Below are 16,295 nucleotides of genomic sequence, written 5' to 3' on the forward strand. Positions count from 1 at the left end.
ACGCCCCCCCCCCCGGGCGGCGGCGTGTGCGCGGCCCCCCCCCCCCCCCCCCGGCCCCCCCCCCCCCCCCCCCCGCCCCCCCCCCCCCGCCGCCGTTCGGCCAGATACGCATCTCACAGTGAACGCACAGCTCGTATTCCTCCTCTTGCACAGCGAAACCCCCCAATGGAGAGGAACACGCTGTGCGTTCACGTGCACGCATACGCCTGCACCCTGCCGGACCCGTCATCGTCGCCCTCGCCGCGGCCGGAACCGTACTGGCCGCACCGAGCGCCACCGCCTCCGTGCCCCAGCCGTCGTCCCGCGCCGATCTGCGCGCGGACGTGAACCGTGACGGGCAGGTCGACATCACCGGCAGCACCGACGAGACGGGCGAGGACTCCTGGTCCGTCGGACGCGGAGCGGTCTATCTGCCCAACCTCGACGACGACACCAAGCGGTGCCCGGTCACCGGTCCCGGCGGCAGAAAGCTGTCCGACGCCGAGCTGGCCGCGTGCAACGACGCGGCCGACAAGAAGGTCAACGGCAGCGCGGACGCCGCCGACCTCGCCCGAGTCCGCTCCGTGCCCGTGCCGGACCTTCCGGCGGACGCCGAGGGCAGCCTGAAGGTCACCGCGGGAGCCCAGCACACCCACGTCTTCCTGAAGCGTTCCGGCACCTGGGTCCTGGTCACGCCGCGGACCCGGCTGACCGCGGCCGAGCTGCGCTCCGGCGTGGAGTTGGGCGTCGAGGCCACCGACGTGATCCGGGACAGCGCGAAGTGGGACGGCCGTGCGGTGATCCACCTGACGGTGACGTCAGCCGGTGGGTCCACCTCCGACTCGGTCACCCTGCGGGTCGCACCGCTGTTGACGCAGCATCACCTTCAGAACGCCCAGCAGGTGATGGTCACCAAGGTCCGCGGCGGGGGCCCGTACGGGCGCCTGCAGCGGAAGTTCGTCAAGGACCTGGCGAAGCAGGTCACGAAGGCCGGCATCACCGAGCCGCTGGTCACCCTCGACAAGTACGGAGACCCGTGGGCCCAGGACTTCGTGGAGCCGGCCTACGTCAGCATGACCGGTCCGGACGGCCGACGGCAGGTGATGCGGGTGATGCTGCGCTCCGCCCAGCTGGACCGGGAGGCGGGCCGGGAGCTGTTCGAGAAGGTGCGCGGCCGGAACATCGGCGTCGTCCAGGTCACCGACCGGGCCCGCCCGGACGACTGGTCGCTCAACTCCATGGGCAACCTGGAGACCATCCCGCCCTACGCGCACGGCGGGCGTACGTTCCCGGCCGGACGCATCATCATGGGCGAGCGCAAGGACGGCGGGGCGCGCCCGTCGAAGGTGATGCGCACGCTGCTCACCTCGCAGGGCCTGCAGGACCCGCTGCTGCTGGACACCTCCTGGCTGAGCGTCGGCCACGTCGACGAGTTCGTGCAGTTCCTGCCGGCCGACAGCCCGCGTGGCTGGCGGATCGGCGTCGCCGACCCGAAGGCCGGGCTGCGGCTGCTGCGTGACGCCCAGCGCGACGGCCACGGCAGGACGAAGATGTTCTCCGTCCCGGGCCTGAGCGGTGAACCGGCGCCGAAGGAGACCATCGACCAGGCGCTCGCCTCCCGGCACCTGGTGGCCGACAACGAGATGGCGGCGCAGCGCATCGCGGCCAACCTGGAGATCCTGAAGCGGGAGACCGGCATCACCGACGCCGAGATCGTCCGGGTGCCCGCCCTGTACACGCGTGACTCGGGGGCGTCGGCCGGCCGCGGACGGGCCGTCCCCGTCCCCCGTCTGACGCGCATGGGCGCCGGCTCCCCGCTCTCGGGCGCGCTCAAGGAACACGGCCAGCAGAAGTGGCTCGCCGGGAAGGGATCCACTGCTCGCGCGACGGTGACGACCAGCGCGTACGTCCCCGGAGCGGTCAACGGCGTGCTCCTCGGCCGCGACCGCTACCTGGCCCCGCGCCAGTGGGGACCCGTCATCGACGGCAAGGACATCTTCACGGCGGCGGTCAACGCCACGTACCGGCAGGCCGGTCTGAAGGTGTCGTACATCGACGACTACTACACGTACCACCTCGGCATGGGCGAGGTGCACTGCGGCACCAACACCCTGCGCGACGCGTCGGCCGCGTGGTGGCAGCTCCCGGCGCAGTGACCGGCGACGGGTAGCCCGGCCCGTCCGAGGGGCCGGACCAGCGGTCGGGTACGGCTGGTCCGGCCCTCTCCCGGCGATCTGCGCGGAAGGAGGTCAGCTGCGCGGCGGGTTCCCGCGCGGCGTGATGACGGCGTTCGGCAGGGCGGGCGCGGGCAGCCGGCTCCCCGGGTATCCCTCGACGGCGCCGAAGCGGTCGGAGGAGGCCTCCCAGTCCGCTCGGGCCCGGACGATGTCCTCATGGCTGCGCCCGATGAAGTTCCACCAGATGACGATCTCCTCCTCGAAGGGAGGGCCGCCGAGCAGGATCGCCCGTGCCGGGCCGTCCGACTCGTTGACCAGAGTCAGGGCGTCGACGCCTGGGGGCGCACAGCCGAGTTCGGCAGGGCGCAGCACGGTGTCGGCCAGCCGGACGTCCCCGCTGTCCACGAGCAGTCCGTGCTCGAAGCCGGTGTCCACGGCGAGGGTGATCGTCGCACCCGGTTCGAGGACGATCTCGGCGCCGAGCAGCGGGGTGAAGGTCCGCACCGGAGAGGTGTCTCCGGCGAGTGAGCCGAGAAATACCTTGATCTCCGCCCCGTCGACGCGCACGGGTTCGGGCACGTGGTGTTGGAAGTCGCGTTGGGTGTTGCGGTGCTGTTCGGGCAGCGCCACCCACAGCTGGACGCCGTGGAGCACGGTGGTGCGCGGCGTGGAGACCTCCGAGTGGCAGATGCCGAACCCGCCCGTCATGAGGTTCAGCTCGCCCGGCCGTATGAGGGCGTGGGTGCCGATGCTGTCGCGATGCTCGATCTCCCCGCTGAACAGCCAGCTCACCGTCTGCAGGCCGATGTGCGGATGGGGAGGGACGTCCATGCCGCGGGTCACGCTGACGTCGACGGGGCCGTAGTGATCGGCGAAGCACCAGGCTCCGATCAGCGTCCGGGCCCGCTGCGGCAGCGTCCGTCGTACGAGCAGAGCCCTCGGTCCACCCAGGGGCACGTCCCGCGCGGACAGCACATCGATAGTTGCCATATCAACCATCATGCCACCCAGACCCTCGGTTGACGAGTCAACCGCCTGGGGCAGATCCCCCAGGTCAGGACGGGTCCTCGTCCAACTTCTCGACCACGCGCTCGGCGATCCGGGCCAGCGTCCGCAGTTCCGCCGGCGTGACATGGTCCAGGAACAGGGCGCGCACCGCTGCCACGTGACGCGGGGCAGCGACCTCGATCGCCGCCCGCCCCGCCTCCGTGATCACCACGAACGCCCCGCGCCCGTCCTCGGGACACTCCTGCCGCACCACCAGCCCGCGCTTCTCCATACGAGCGATGTGATGGGACATCCGGCTCTTCTCCCACTCCACCGCGCGGGCCAGATCCAGGAACCGCTGCCGCCCGTCCGGTACGTCCGTCAGGTTGACCAGCACCGCGAAGTCGGCGGCCGACATGTTCGACTCCGCTTGGAGCAGGCGCGCCAGCCGACCGCCGAGCCTCTCCTGCAGCCGGATGAAGCCACGCCACGCCCGCTGCTCCTCCGCCGACAGCCACCGCACCGTCTCCTCCATGGGCGCAGTGTAGGCATGGTTGACACCTCATCGAACTGCCGAATCGCGAACCCACGAGCCACTGCCCACCGGACGGTGACGGAGTCGGAGTGACGGTCCCCGCGCGAGGCGGCGCCGGTCACCGGCCCCAGATCCTTCGGTAGCCGTCCCGGTAACCCGGTGGGTCCCAGGTCGTGGTGCCGTCGCTGTTGGCCGCGGTGGCGAGGTGGACGGGGGCGACATAGCCGCTGGCGGGCCGCCCCGCGTAGGCGCGATTGAACTCGTCGATGATCTGCCAGCCCTGCAGGGACAACGGCTCGGGCACCGTGGCCGTCTGATACTGCCGGGTCTCGATGCGCTGGAAGGCGGACGGGTCTCCGTCGCCGGCGCCGATGTTGAAGGGCGGGCCGGTGCCCTTCCGGCCGGCGGCGCGGAAGGCCGGGGCCGCATCGGCGAAGTACAGGTCGTTGATGGCGACGGAGTGGGTCCACCTGCTCCCGAAGCGGGAGAGGAGCGACGAGACCTCCCGCGGGGTACGGCTGCTCGCGTCCGCGATGGGGATGTTCTCGTACGCGAGCAGCCGCACGCTCGGGCAGGTGGCGAGCTCCTTGCGGATCAGCTCGGACTTGTCCTTGGCGAACGGGATCGAGGCGTCGGTGATGAGCACGACCCCGGCGTGGCCGTCGGAGTCCGCGATGATCCACTGCGCGCTGATGGCCGCCACGTCCTCGACCCGGGTCGTGACGTTGGTGAAGAGCGGGGGGCGGCGGCTGGGGCCGGGGGCGGCGAGCGCGTGCCAGCCGACGAGCGGGATGCGTTGCGCGTCGGCCCGGGCGACCTGCTGGGAGGTCGAGTCGGGGTCGAAGCCTCCGATGACGATGCCCGAGGGCTTGAGAGTCACGGCCTGGCTCATGGCCCCCTGGATGCCGGCGGGGGTGCCTCCCCCGTCGATCACCCGGACCTTCCAGCCGATGACGCGCGCGGCTTCCCGAACACCCTGCGCGGCGCCCGCGACTCCGGGATTGGTCATGGTCTGGGCGACGAAGACGATGTTCTTGCCGGACACCGCCCTGGGGCCGTTCGTGGGCCCGTCCCAGGACCTGTCCGTCTGCTCCGCCTGTGCCACCGCGGCCCGCGCCTCGGCGTGGACCGCGGGGCAGCCGACCGGGCCGGTGGTGGAGCCTCCCTGCACGTCCGAGGAGCCGCGGTCGCAGCCGGCAAGGGTGGCTGCCGCCGCTGCCAGCAGGGCTGCGGCGGTGGACCGGGCCCTGACCCGGTCGCGGGTGGCCTTGCGGGTGCCGTGCACGGGAACTCCTCGGAGAAGCGGCGCGATCACGGGGGTGGAGGCGGCGCGGAGGGCAGGTCACCCGCGGCCGCGGTGCCGGTGCGCAGACGGCGGCGGGCGGAGTAGCCCGCAAGGCCGACGGCGAGGAGCAGCGTGCCGCCGTAGAACAGCGGGGTCGTCCAGAAGTCGCCGCCCAGCTGGGCGATGCCGGTGAGGCCGACGGCGAGGACGGCGACCGCGACGAGCGTGCCCAGGGCGTTGGGGCGCCCGGGTTTGACGGCGGTGGAGCCGAGCAGGGCGCCGGCGAAGGCGGGCAGCAGGTAGTCGAGGCCGACGCTCGGGTTGCCGACCTGCAGCTGGGCCGCGAGCAGGACCCCGGCGAAGCCGGTGATCAGCCCCGACGCGGTGAAGGCGTAGACGGTGTACCTGCGGGTCGGGATGCCGAGCAGGTCGGCGGCGCGCGGGTTGGATCCGACGACGTAGAGACCGCGGCCGAGCGGCAGCCGCTCCAGGACCAGCCAGAGGACGGCTGCGAGGGCCAGCACGTAGAGGGCGGGTACGGGCAGACCGAGGAACGTGGAGTCGTAGAGGTCGGTGAAGCCCGTGGGGAGTCCTCGGGGCCCGGGGACGATGCGGGCACCGCCGGTGACCCATCCGGTCACGGCGTACAGCATGCTGCCGGTTCCGAGCGTGGCGATGAAGGAGTCGATCTGCCCGAACTCGACGATGACGCCGTTGAGGACGCCCACGACGCCCGCTCCGACGAGTACCGCGAGGCAGGCGAACGGCCACGGCCAGTGTGCGTCGACGATGAGCTGCAGCACCATGACGTGCGCGAGACCGAGGACGTAGCCGATGGAGAGGTCGAACGCCCGGGTGACGATGGGGACCATGGCGGCGAGCGCGAGGATGGCCGGGATCGACTGCGTGGACAGGATCGAGTCGATGGTCTCCCGGGTGGGGAAGGTGCGGGGCAGGGCGAGGGAGAAGACCAGGAAGAGCAGGACCGTCAGGGCCAGGAGGCCGTAGGCGGCGGCGAAGTGGCCGCCGGGTCGGTGCCGGGGCGGTCGGGGCGGGGAGGGCGAGGCGGTCACGAGGCGGTAGCGGTTCCGGACTCGGGCAGGGCGGAGGCGGCTCGGGTGAGCCCGGAGACCGTCAGGCCCGCACCGCTCAGCTCGGCCGTCAGGGATCCGCGGACGAAGACCAGGGCGCGTCCGCACACACGGGTGACCTCCTCGAAGTCGGTGGAGACGAGCAGGGCGCCGAGGCCGGCGGCGAGGGCCTGGTCGAGCAGGCGGTAGACCGTGGTGCGGGCGCCGATGTCCACGCTCGCCGTCGGCTCCTCGAGGATCAGCAGACGCAGATCCGCGCGCAGCCACCGGCCGATCATGACCTTCTGCTGGTTGCCGCCGGACAGGACGGCGATGGGCGCCTCGCTGTCGCGCGGACGCACCGAGAAGCGGTCGATCAGAGCGGTGGCGTGGGCGCGTTCCCGGCCGGGGCTGATCCAGCGCGGCGCCGGCCGGCCGCCCGCGCGGGGGTTGGCCAGGAGGTTCTCCCGTACCGTCAGTTCGGCGGCGCAGCCCTCCCGTTGCCGGTCGGCGGAGACGAGGCCGACGCCGAGGCGCACGGCGTCCGCGACGGTGCGAGGGTGGTAGGGCCGGCCGCCGAGGAGCACCCGCCCTGCGAGGATCGGCTCGGCGCCGGCGAGGGCCCGGCCCAGATCGGTGTGTCCGGCGCCCGTCAGGCCGACCAGGCCGAGGACTTCACCGGCCGCGAGTTCCAGGCTGACCGGTCCCACGCCAGGGGTGCGGACTCGGTCCAGGGCCAGGACGGCCGGACCGACGGCACGGACACCGGTGGGGTGGAAGTCGGTCGGTTCCGCACCGACGATGTCGCGCACCAGGCGGGCGGGGCTGTGGCCGGCCACCGGGCCGTGGCTGACCAGGCGGCCGTCGCGCAGGACGGCGAAGGTGTCGGCCACCTCGTACACCTCGTCGAGGCGGTGGGTGACGTAGAGGATGCCGTGCCCTCGGTCGCGCAGGGCGTGCAGGACGCCGAAGAGCCGGGCGCAGTCCACCGCGGGGAGACGGGCGGTGGGCTCGTCGAGGACGATGAGCTTCGCCCGGGCGGCGAGGGCTCGGGCGATGGCGACCAACGAGCGTTCGGCAGGGGCCAGTTGGGCGACGGTCGCCTCGGGGTCGAGATGTGCGGCGACGATCCGCAGGGCTTCGGTGCACTGCTCCCCGGTGCGCCGCCAGGAGATCAGGCCGGCGCGGCGCGGGTATCCGGTGCTCAGCGCGATGTTCTCGGCGACCGTCATCCACTCCACCAGACCGAGGTCCTGGTGGATGAAGGACATGCTGCGGGAGGCCTCCCGGGTGCCGAGCGGGTGCCCGGCCACGGTGATCTGCCCCGCGTCGGCACGGTGGACGCCCGCGAGCACCTTGATGAGGGTGGACTTTCCGGCACCGTTGGGGCCGAGGAGAGCGAGGACGCTGCCAGCCCGGACATCGAGGTCGACCCCGGCCAGCGCGAGGGTTCCGCCGAAGCGCTTGCCGAGCCCGCGGACACGGACCAGGGGTGGAGCGTCGTGCACGGACATCTCCGGAGATTCGGCCTGGCTGGTTCATCCCATACGCACAACGGGATACTAACGGGGCAAAACGCAGAATTTCGGGTCAGTCGGCCGTCAGGCCGCGTCCAGCGCGCATTCGGCCCAGATGACCTTGCCCTGGCTGGTGTAGCGGGTGCCCCAGCTCTGCGACAGCTGCGCCACGAGGAACAGCCCTCGGCCGCCCTCGTCGGTGCTGGCCGCCCGGCGCAGGTGCGGGGCGGTGTTGCTGGTGTCGGAGACCTCGCAGATCAGGTTGTGGGCGTGCAGCAGCCGCACCCGGATGGGCCCGGCGCCGTGCCGGACGGCGTTCGTGACCAGCTCGCTGAGGATCAGTTCCGCGGCGAACGCGGTCTCGTCGAGTCCCCAGTCGGCCAGCTGTCGTACGGCGTCCCCGCGGACCTCGCCGACGAGGGCCGGGTCGGCGGCCAGGTCCCAGGTGGCGATCCGGTTCCGGTCCACGGCGTGGGTACGGGCGACCAGCAGGGCGATGTCGTCGTAGGGGTGGTCGGGCGCCACGAGATCCAGCACGGTCTGGCAGGCCTCGTCGGGTGTGTGCTCGGGGTGCGCCAGGGCGCCGCAGAGGTGGTGGAGCACGTCGTCGACGTCGCGGTCCCGGTCCTCGATGAGTCCGTCGGTGTACAGCACCAGCTGGCTGTCCTCCGGCAGGTGGATCTCGGCCGTCTCGAAGGGCAGGCCGCCGAGGCCGAGCGGGGGCCCGGCGGGCAGGTCCGGGAACGAGACGGTGCCGTCGGGGTCGACGAGCGCGGGCGGAGGGTGGCCGGCGCGGGCCATGGCGCACTGCTGCGTGGTCGGGTCGTAGACGGCGTACAGGCAGGTCGCGCCGATGATGCCGAAGTCCGCGGACTCGGGATCCTCCCGGTCGAGGCGTCCGACGACGTTGTCGAGGTGGGCGAGGACCTCGTCCGGCGGGAACTCGAGTTCGGCGAAGCTGCGTGCGGCGGTGCGCAGGCGCCCCATGGTGGCGGCGGACAGCATGCCGTGGCCCACGACGTCGCCGACGAAGAGTCCGACGCGGGTGCCGGAGAGGGGGATGACGTCGTACCAGTCGCCGCCCACGTCGGCCTCGGCGGGCAGGTAGCGGTGCGCGACGTCGACGGCGTCAAGATCGGGCAGACCGTGCGGGAGCAGGCTGCGCTGCAGGGCCAGGACCATGGCGCGTTCGTGGGTGTACTGGCGGGCGTTGTCCATGGACAGGGCGGCGCGCGAGGCGAGTTCCTGGGCCAGCGAGCGGTCGTCGTCGCCGAAGGGGGCGGGGTCCTGGGAGCGGTAGAAGCTGGCGACGCCCAGGACGACGCCGCGGGCGACCAGGGGGACGGTGATGAGGGAGTGGACGGCGGCCAGCAGTTGTTCGGTGAGTTCGGGGTCCTGGGCGAGCCAGCCCGCGGCGACCTTCAGGTCCGGTTCCAGCACCGCCTGCCCGCTGACCAGGCACCGTAGTTGCGGCGTGGTCGGGCCGAAGTCGATCCCCTTGCCGACCGGGCTGAACGGCAGGTCGTCGCGGATGCCGCGCACCACCGTACGCCGCAGCTCGCCGAGGGGGTCGGCGGACTCCTCGCCGCGCAGGACGGACTCGGGCAGGTCGATGGTGACGAAGTCGGCCAGTCGTGGAATGGCCGTCTCGGCGAGTTCCTCGGCCGTGCGGCGCACGTCCAGGGTGGTGCCGATGCGGGCGCTGGCCTCGGAGAGCAGCTCCAGGCGGCGGCGCGCGGCCAGGGCGTACTCCCCCACCGTCGGCTCCCCGACCAGCACGAGCCCGCTCGCCAGCGGCCGGGCGTCCGCGGGAAGGCCGGGCGCCCCGGCGGGGGCTGCGGGGTAGGCCCGTTCACGGCCGGCGCCGCCCTGGACCGGCGCGGCTCCGGCACGGAGACCGGGCATCGGGCCGGCGTGGAGACGGTCCGGCACGAGGAGGACAGGACGGTCTCCGTGCGGCCGGAGGACGGACAGGGCGGCGAGCCGGGCGCTGCCGACGGCGTCGTCGGTTCGGCTCGGGACGACGCCGGGGAGCCGGGACGCGGGGCCGGTCAGGACGGCTTCGATGGCGATGCCCTCCACCCCGGAGGCGCTCGTCGTCGGCCGGCTCACGAGCGTGACCCGCCGGCCGTCGGACAGACGCAGGTCCACGGCGCCCCGCTGTCCGCAGGAGATCAGCTCGGTGGCCCTGTCCAGGAGAACGGCCCGGTCGCGGGGGTGCAGCTCGGGGGCCAGCTCGTCGACGCCGATGCGGGTGTGCGGCCCCGCGGCGGCATCGGCCTTGGCGTTCAGGTACGACCGCAGCAGCGCCCGCTCGCGCATGGAGCTCTGTCCCAGCAGCCGCCGTTCGACGGCCTCGGCCGCCTTGCGGATCACGGTGGCGAGCGCCGGGTTCTCGGCGCCGCGCGGATAGCCGAAGCAGAGGACGCCTTCGATGCGCCCGCTGAGCGGGTCGCGGACGGGCAGCGCCCGGCAGGCGTTGCCCTGGGCGCGCTCGGCGAAGTGCTCGGCGCCGTAGACCCTGATGAGTTGACGCTCCGCCAGCGCGAGGCCGATGCCGTTGGTTCCGGCGTACCGCTCGGCGAACACGAATCCCGGAACGCGCTGGAACGCGGGGAGGGTTCTGACCATGGACGCGTCGCCGAAGCGGCGCAGGAGGACGATTCCGCTCGCGTCGGCGACGGAGATGTTCATCTGACTGCCGGCGAATGCGGACCGCAGCCGGTCGAGCACCGGAAGGGCCGCACTGACGAGCCTGCTGTCCGGATCGAAATCCGTACGGTAGGGAAGATCGGCCTGGTCCGGCGAAAGACCCAGGGACCGGGAGCGCTGCCAGGAATCCAGGATCGGCGACCGTACGCCTCCCTCGACCGCCTCCCCCTGCAGGAACCGCTCACGGGTACGGGCGGGCCCTGCCCCACCGGTCGCACGCCCCCTGGGCGTCGGTTCCCCGCCGGACCGCACCACGCCTCGCCTCGCTCGCACTCGTATTGATCGCGATTTACTGAAACCCGGCATTGACGAGAATACGGTCATAACCGTCACGAGTCATGGCGTGCCGAGGTGGTCACGCTCGGTGGCGCATCGGGACCGTCCGTCCACGATCACGCTTGCGTGACAGCCGTGCCCGACACGGGTACCCGGTCATCGCGGATGTGGCTGGATCGCGAGCCTTGATCGACCCCTTTCGGTGTGGACGCGCAGTTCGAGAGTGCGCTCGGGAGCGGAGCATGAGACTTTCCTTCCTCGAACCCCTGTACAAGCAGACCGGCCCTTTCGCATCGGTCTACCTGGACACCTCCCGCGACAGGCTCATCGAGGATCCCGACGCCGCCATAGAACTGCGCTGGCGGCGCCTGCGGGCCGCTCTGACCTCCGAGGGAGCCGATCAGGACTCCCTCATCGCGGCAGCGGAGGCCGTGGGCAGCGACACCAACATCCCCGGCGCCCACGGGCAGGCGGTGTTCACCGCGCACGGCCGGCTGGCCCTGCTGGACGAACTGCCCGACCCACCCGCACGGGACACCGCGCACTTCGGAACGCTGCCGGACACCCTGCCGCTGGTCGTCCAGCACTCCCCCCAGATCCCTTACGTGGTGGTGCACGTCCACTACAGCGGCCGTCACTCCACGGACGCACCGGGCACCGTGCGGATCGAGGCCGAGATCGGCCTGTGGCCCCTGACCAAGGTCACGCCGGGGCACCGCGTCCACGAGGAGATCCCGGTGGCCGACTGGCTGAACGCCGCCGAAGTACTGGGCCGGGAACTGGAGGGCCATGCACGGCGCATCGACGCCGAGGCAGTGGTCGTGGCGGGAGACATGTGGGCCCGCGGCATTCTCGTCCGCCGCCTTCCCCCTGCCCTGCGCGGACGGGTGTGCACCCTGGAGGGCGCCGGCGAGTCCCGGCCGGGACGTGCACTGCTGGAGCACCGGCTCGAAAGCCTCTTCAGCGGACGCATGGCCGAGCACGACCGGTCCCTGCTGGCAGCCTTCCTTGCCCAGCGCGCACGCGACGGAGCGTCGGCCGAAGGCCTCGCCCCAGCCGTGTCCGCACTGCAACGGGGCCGGGTCAAGGCCCTCTTCCTCAACCACCACCCCGAGTCGCCGCTCCGCCTGTGGGCCGGCCCGGAGCCCGGCCAACTGGCCCTCACCGAACAGGAACTGCGCTCCTACGGCCTCCAGGACGTCCGCGAGGAACGTGCCGACGCGGTGCTCACCCGCGCCCTGGTCGGCACCCGGGCCGAGCTCGTCCTCGTGCCCGACGAGCAGGTGCGGCTGCACGAGGGCGTGGGCGTACTGCTCCGCTACGCGGAACGGACACCCCGCTTCTGATGCACCACAGGTTTCTTGAAGGAGAAACAGCTGTCGCACGCCGTCCTCACCGAGAACTGACGATGCCTCCGCTCGACTCGCGGCCGCCCCGTTCGAGGCGCACGATGGACTCAGGGGAAACTCTGCCCCGCGAGCCGGTGACAGGCCGTGGGGCCGGCCGAGGAACAGCCATGACCCACACCGAGCTTCAGCCGGGCGGCTTCGAATCGGAGAACCATCCTTGGAAGATCCGCCTCGTCAAACATCCGAAGCGGTTTGAATCGTCGCACTTCGTCGCAGCCAAGAAGACGGCCCACGCGATCCTGCGCGCCATGGACGACCCGGACCTGCCCTACGGGCCCAGACCGGTCGACCCGGGCTCGGGACCGAACGGTACCGAGCACTGGGAGATGCACCACGGCGGCAGCCTGTGGGTCAAAGCGCGCGACCGCTGGCTGATGTACCGCGCCCGCGTCGGCATCGAGTGGAGCATGCAGTTCTGCGCCGATCCCGACAAGGTCGACCGGCTCCGGCAGGAGGCCGCCGAGTTGGTCGCCGCCTTCCCGCTCACCCTGCCCGCCCTGGCCGAACTGGGCTACGGGCGCGCGGAGGAGCTGCTGCGCACGCCGATCAAGGACGCCGACGGGGTCGAGGCCTGGACCGACTCCCTGTTCAACTCCTGTGTACCGCTGAGCCGTGCGAACCACCAGGGGATCCTGCCCAAGACGCCGGGTGAACACCACTATCCCTGGCCCGTGAAGGGCGCGGACTTCGTCCGGTTCGACGACTTCCAGCTCTGGGTGACCCTGCCGGACGGCACCCACGGTGCCGTCACCCCGGTGGACCGCCGCGGTTCGGGCGACGGACATGTCCGCCTGGCCTTCGTCCCCGAGGGCAGCGAAGCCGCCGCGACGATCGCGGAGGCGCAACACCGCGGGCTCATGGCCGTCCTGCCGGCGAACAGCCCGGTGGCCATGCAGGCCTTCGCCCGGCAGATCGCCCCGGGCCGGCACACCGCCTCCGGCCCCCTGTCCGGCGGCCCGGAGCCGGACGGCGGACCCACTTCCGGCTAGCAGGGAGGTCAGCATGTCTCGCGCGATCGTCGTCTGCCTCGACGGGACGGGCAACCAGGTGGGCGCGAGCCACCCCACCAACGTGGTCAGGCTGGTGGAGATGCTGGAAGCGGACGACCCGGCACGGCAGCTCGTGTACTACGACCCCGGCGTCGGCACCATGTCCTCGGCCACCGCCCACGGATCGGTCGGCCGCCGGCTCTCCCGCCTGTGGGGCCTCGCCTTCGGCAGCGGACTGCGGACCAATCTCGCCGAGGCCTACACGTACCTCATGCGGAACTGGCAACCGGGCGACCAGGTCTACGTGTTCGGCTTCAGCCGCGGTGCCTACACCGCCCGGGCGCTCGTCGGGATGCTCAACAAGCCCGGCCTCATGCGTCCGGGCTCGGAGAACCTGGTGCCGTACGCCGTGGCGAAGTACTCCTTCAACCAGGACATCGACCGGAGCGAGAAGGAGGTCGCGCGGTTCTCGCACGCGTTCTGCCGACGCACGGAGAACGAGCCGCTGTGGGCGGAGGTGAAGCAGAACAACCCACGCCAGGTCTCCCACCACGCCCTGCCCGTGGCCTACCTCGGTGTCTGGGACACCGTGAAGGCGGCCGGCCTTCTGCGGCTGGGCAATCTGCAGTGGCCGTACACGCACCAGTTGCCGAACGCGGCCCGCATCCGGCATGCCGTGTCGCTCGACGAGACCCGCCGCCCCTACCACGAGTTCCTGGTGACGGCCCGCCCGGCGCCGCGTCAGGACACCGCCGAAGAGGTGTGGTTCACGGGGGTGCACTCCGATGTCGGCGGCACCTTCGCGCATGCCGAGGACGACCCTCTGCTGTCCACGATCCCGCTCAAGTGGATCACCGACGGCGTCACCCAGGACCTGGTGTTCCGGTCCCAGGCCTACGGCACGACCTGCGCGGTCACCGAGGACTTCGCCGGCGCTCCGGTGCACGACAACGGCCCGCTGTGGATCCTCGTGGGCCGGCGCCCCCGCCCCCTGCCCGACGACGCCCTGCTGCACGCGAGCGTCAGGCTGCGGCGGGAGCGGGATCCGGGGTACCGACCGGACCTGCCCGGACCGCAGGAGCCGGGCCGCTGGGCCGACCCCGACTGGACCAAACCGGAACCACCGCCCGGCGGCTGAGGACCGCCCGGCACGTTCCCGCGAAGATCTCGTAGCAGACATCTTGACTAGCTAAGTCTTGTTACGCAACGCTCTCCTCAGAAGTCGATGACGACGAGGAGGCCGGTCTCGCGATGGAGTGGACGGGCGCGCGGTACGCGGACAAACCGACGGTCGAAGTGGCGACGTGGATCGACGCACCGCCGGAGCGGGTGTGGAAGCTGGTCTCGGACGTGAGCCTGATGCCGGCCATGAGCGACGAGCTGCAGTCGGTGGAATGGCTCGACGGCGTCACCGCGCCGGCCGTCGGAGCCCGGTTCGTGGGGCGCAGCAGGCACGAGGCGTACGGGGAGTGGGAGACCACCTCCCACGTCGTCGCGTGCGAACCGCCGCGGGTGTTCGCCTGGGCGGTGCAGGACCCCGCCGACCCCAGCGCCGTCTGGCGCTTCCGGCTCACGCCCAAGGACGGCGGGACCGAACTCTCCCAGTGGATGCAGATGGGTCCCGGACGTTCCGGCCTGTCGTTCGCGATCGACGCGATGCCGGAGAAGGAACAGAAGATCGTGTTCGTACGCCTGCGTGAGTTCGAGCGCAACATCTCCGTCACCCTGGAACACCTCAAGAAGCGGGCGGAGGCGTGATGCGGACCGCGACGACGATCGAGGCGGCGGGCGGCGAGGCCTGGTCGGACCAGGCGGACTTCGTGGTCGAGGCCGAGAAGCTGGGGCTCGACATCTGCTGGGTCGCCGAGGCGTGGGGCCCCGACGCGCCCTCCGCCCTGGGCTTCTACGCGGCCCGCACGGACCGCATGCTGCTCGGCTCGGCGGTCATGCAGGTCGGCACGCGCACCCCGGTGGCGCTGGCCCAGACGGCCATCACGCTGTCCAACCTCTCCGGAGGGCGTTTCCTGCTGGGCCTGGGCCCTTCCGGCCCGCAGGTGATGGAGGGGCTGCACGGGGTCCCGTTCGCCCGGCCGCTGGCCCGCGTCCGCGAGACCGTGGAGATCGTGCGCCAGGCGATGGAGGGCGCCAAGATCTCCTACTCCGGAAACGAGTTCCGGATCCCGCTGCCGGACGGGGACGCCCGGCCCATGCGGCTCTCCCTGCGCGCCGAGCACCGGATCCCGGTCTACCTGGCCGCCCTGTCCCCCGCCATGCTCCGGCTGACGGGGCAGGTCGCGGACGGCTGGCTCGGCACGAGCTTCGTACCGGAAGGCGCGGCGCAGGCCTACTTCGCGCCGCTCGACGAAGGCCTGGCCCGCAGCGGGCGCGGCCGCGCCGACCTGGACGTCTGCCAGGGCGCCGAGGTGTCGTTCGCACCGGACGAGGAGGCGCTGAGCGCCATGGTCGGCGGCCGCAAGAAGGAACTGGCCTTCAGTCTCGGCGGGATGGGCTCGGCCTCGACCAACTTCTACAACCAGGCGTACAGCCGCCAGGGCTGGGCGGAGGTGGCCGCGGAGGTGCGCGAGCGGTGGCAGGCGGGTGACCGGGACGGAGCGGCGCATCTGGTCACCGACGAGATGGTGCTCGCCACCACGCTGATCGGCACCGAGGGCATGGTGCGGCAGCGGCTGCGCGTGTGGCGCGACGCCGGCGTGAACACCGTCCGTCTCTACCCGGCCGGTGACACCCTGGACGCCCGGCTCGCCACGCTGGGCCGGGCGATCGAGCTGGTCCGCGAAGTCGGTGACGCCTCGTGAGTCCCGCGCGCCCGTCCTTCGCCGACTGGCCGTGCTCCGTGGCCCGCACGGTCGACATCATCGGTGACGCCTGGACGTCCCTGATCCTGCGGGAGGCCTTCTACGGCAGCCGCCGGTTCGAGGAGTTCCAGCAGCAGTTGGGCATCGCCCGCAACACGCTGACCGACCGGCTGCGCCGCCTCGTCGACGAAGGACTCATGGAGAAGCGGCTCTACGAGAGCGAGCCTCCGCGCCACGAGTACCACCTGACGGAGAAGGGGCACGACTTCTTCCCGGTCCTCGCCGCCATCACCCGCTGGGGCGATCGGTGGCTCGCGGGTGAGGAGGGCGTACCCGTCACGCTCCATCACGACGCGTGCGACCACGACGCCCACGCCGAGGTGGTCTGCTCCTCGTGCGGCGAGCGGATGCGGTCCGAGGACACGTCCGTGCGGATGGGTCCCGGCTATCCGGAGCGCCTCAGGACACGGCCCGACGTACAGCGCCGTTTCGCTCAGTCCTGAGGGCCATGTCGACTGGGTTCCCGCGGAGGCCGCAGGAACT

At 71.9% G+C, this 16,295-nt stretch carries 13 protein-coding genes; 7 read left to right on the forward strand and 6 right to left on the reverse strand.

All coding sequences use genetic code 11. The features are described from left to right. Positions 1–182: 182 nt before the first annotated feature. Positions 183–2,135: a protein-arginine deiminase domain-containing protein gene (locus ACIRVH_RS17190; RefSeq protein WP_403953548.1), complete on the forward strand. Its 1,953-nt coding sequence runs from the start codon at positions 183–185 to the stop codon at positions 2,133–2,135. Between the two features lie 93 nt (positions 2,136–2,228). Here ACIRVH_RS17190 and ACIRVH_RS17195 read toward each other — a convergent pair whose 3' ends face one another. The 6 genes from ACIRVH_RS17195 to ACIRVH_RS17220 form a co-directional block, all read right to left on the reverse strand. Further along, positions 2,229–3,155, reverse strand: a complete 927-nt coding sequence (locus ACIRVH_RS17195) for a pirin family protein (RefSeq protein ID WP_403953952.1) — start codon at positions 3,153–3,155, stop codon at positions 2,229–2,231. Between the two features lie 55 nt (positions 3,156–3,210). Continuing rightward, on the reverse strand, positions 3,211–3,678 hold the full coding sequence (locus ACIRVH_RS17200) for a MarR family winged helix-turn-helix transcriptional regulator (protein WP_403953550.1): 468 nt from the start codon (positions 3,676–3,678) through the stop codon (positions 3,211–3,213). Positions 3,679–3,796: 118 nt separating this feature from the next. Continuing rightward, positions 3,797–4,963 carry a substrate-binding domain-containing protein gene (locus tag ACIRVH_RS17205; RefSeq protein WP_403953553.1) on the reverse strand — a complete coding sequence of 389 codons (1,167 nt, stop codon included), beginning with the start codon at positions 4,961–4,963 and terminating at the stop codon, positions 3,797–3,799. A 26-nt stretch (positions 4,964–4,989) separates the two neighbouring features. Next, the gene (locus ACIRVH_RS17210; RefSeq protein WP_403953555.1) at positions 4,990–6,036 is read right to left on the reverse strand and encodes an ABC transporter permease; all 1,047 of its coding nucleotides are present in this window, start codon (positions 6,034–6,036) and stop codon (positions 4,990–4,992) included. Further along, complete coding sequence (locus ACIRVH_RS17215; RefSeq protein WP_403953558.1) at positions 6,033–7,547, reverse strand: sugar ABC transporter ATP-binding protein; 1,515 nt, start codon at positions 7,545–7,547, stop codon at positions 6,033–6,035. Before ACIRVH_RS17215 ends, ACIRVH_RS17210 begins: the two co-directional genes overlap by 4 nt. Positions 7,548–7,634: 87 nt before the next feature. Continuing rightward, on the reverse strand, positions 7,635–10,517 hold the full coding sequence (locus ACIRVH_RS17220; RefSeq protein WP_403953560.1) for a SpoIIE family protein phosphatase: 2,883 nt from the start codon (positions 10,515–10,517) through the stop codon (positions 7,635–7,637). Positions 10,518–10,780: 263 nt separating this feature from the next. On the opposite strand from ACIRVH_RS17220, the gene ACIRVH_RS17225 reads away from it, so the two are divergent. The 6 genes from ACIRVH_RS17225 (at position 10,781) to ACIRVH_RS17250 (ending at position 16,255) form a co-directional block, all read left to right on the forward strand. After that, on the forward strand, positions 10,781–11,884 hold the full coding sequence (locus ACIRVH_RS17225) for a hypothetical protein (RefSeq protein WP_403953562.1): 1,104 nt from the start codon (positions 10,781–10,783) through the stop codon (positions 11,882–11,884). A 104-nt stretch (positions 11,885–11,988) separates the two neighbouring features. Beyond that, positions 11,989–12,936 carry a DUF6424 family protein gene (locus tag ACIRVH_RS17230; protein WP_403953565.1) on the forward strand — a complete coding sequence of 316 codons (948 nt, stop codon included), beginning with the start codon at positions 11,989–11,991 and terminating at the stop codon, positions 12,934–12,936. 13 nt (positions 12,937–12,949) lie between these two features. Next, a complete protein-coding gene (locus ACIRVH_RS17235) occupies positions 12,950–14,074 on the forward strand; it encodes a DUF2235 domain-containing protein (protein ID WP_403953567.1) in 1,125 nt (374 codons plus the stop codon). A gap of 113 nt (positions 14,075–14,187) precedes the next feature. After that, entirely contained in the window at positions 14,188–14,694 is a 507-nt protein-coding gene (locus ACIRVH_RS17240; RefSeq protein ID WP_403953569.1) for an SRPBCC family protein, read from the forward strand. Then, positions 14,694–15,752, forward strand: coding sequence for an LLM class flavin-dependent oxidoreductase (locus ACIRVH_RS17245; RefSeq protein ID WP_403953572.1), 1,059 nt, complete (start codon positions 14,694–14,696; stop codon positions 15,750–15,752). Before ACIRVH_RS17240 ends, ACIRVH_RS17245 begins: the two co-directional genes overlap by 1 nt. Next, positions 15,749–16,255, forward strand: a complete 507-nt coding sequence (locus tag ACIRVH_RS17250; RefSeq protein WP_403953574.1) for a winged helix-turn-helix transcriptional regulator — start codon at positions 15,749–15,751, stop codon at positions 16,253–16,255. The genes ACIRVH_RS17245 and ACIRVH_RS17250 overlap by 4 nt, the downstream gene beginning before the upstream one ends. Positions 16,256–16,295: the final 40 nt, after the last annotated feature.

Source organism: Streptomyces sp. NPDC101165, assembly GCF_044768135.1.
Classification (GTDB): Bacteria; Actinomycetota; Actinomycetes; order Streptomycetales; family Streptomycetaceae; genus Streptomyces.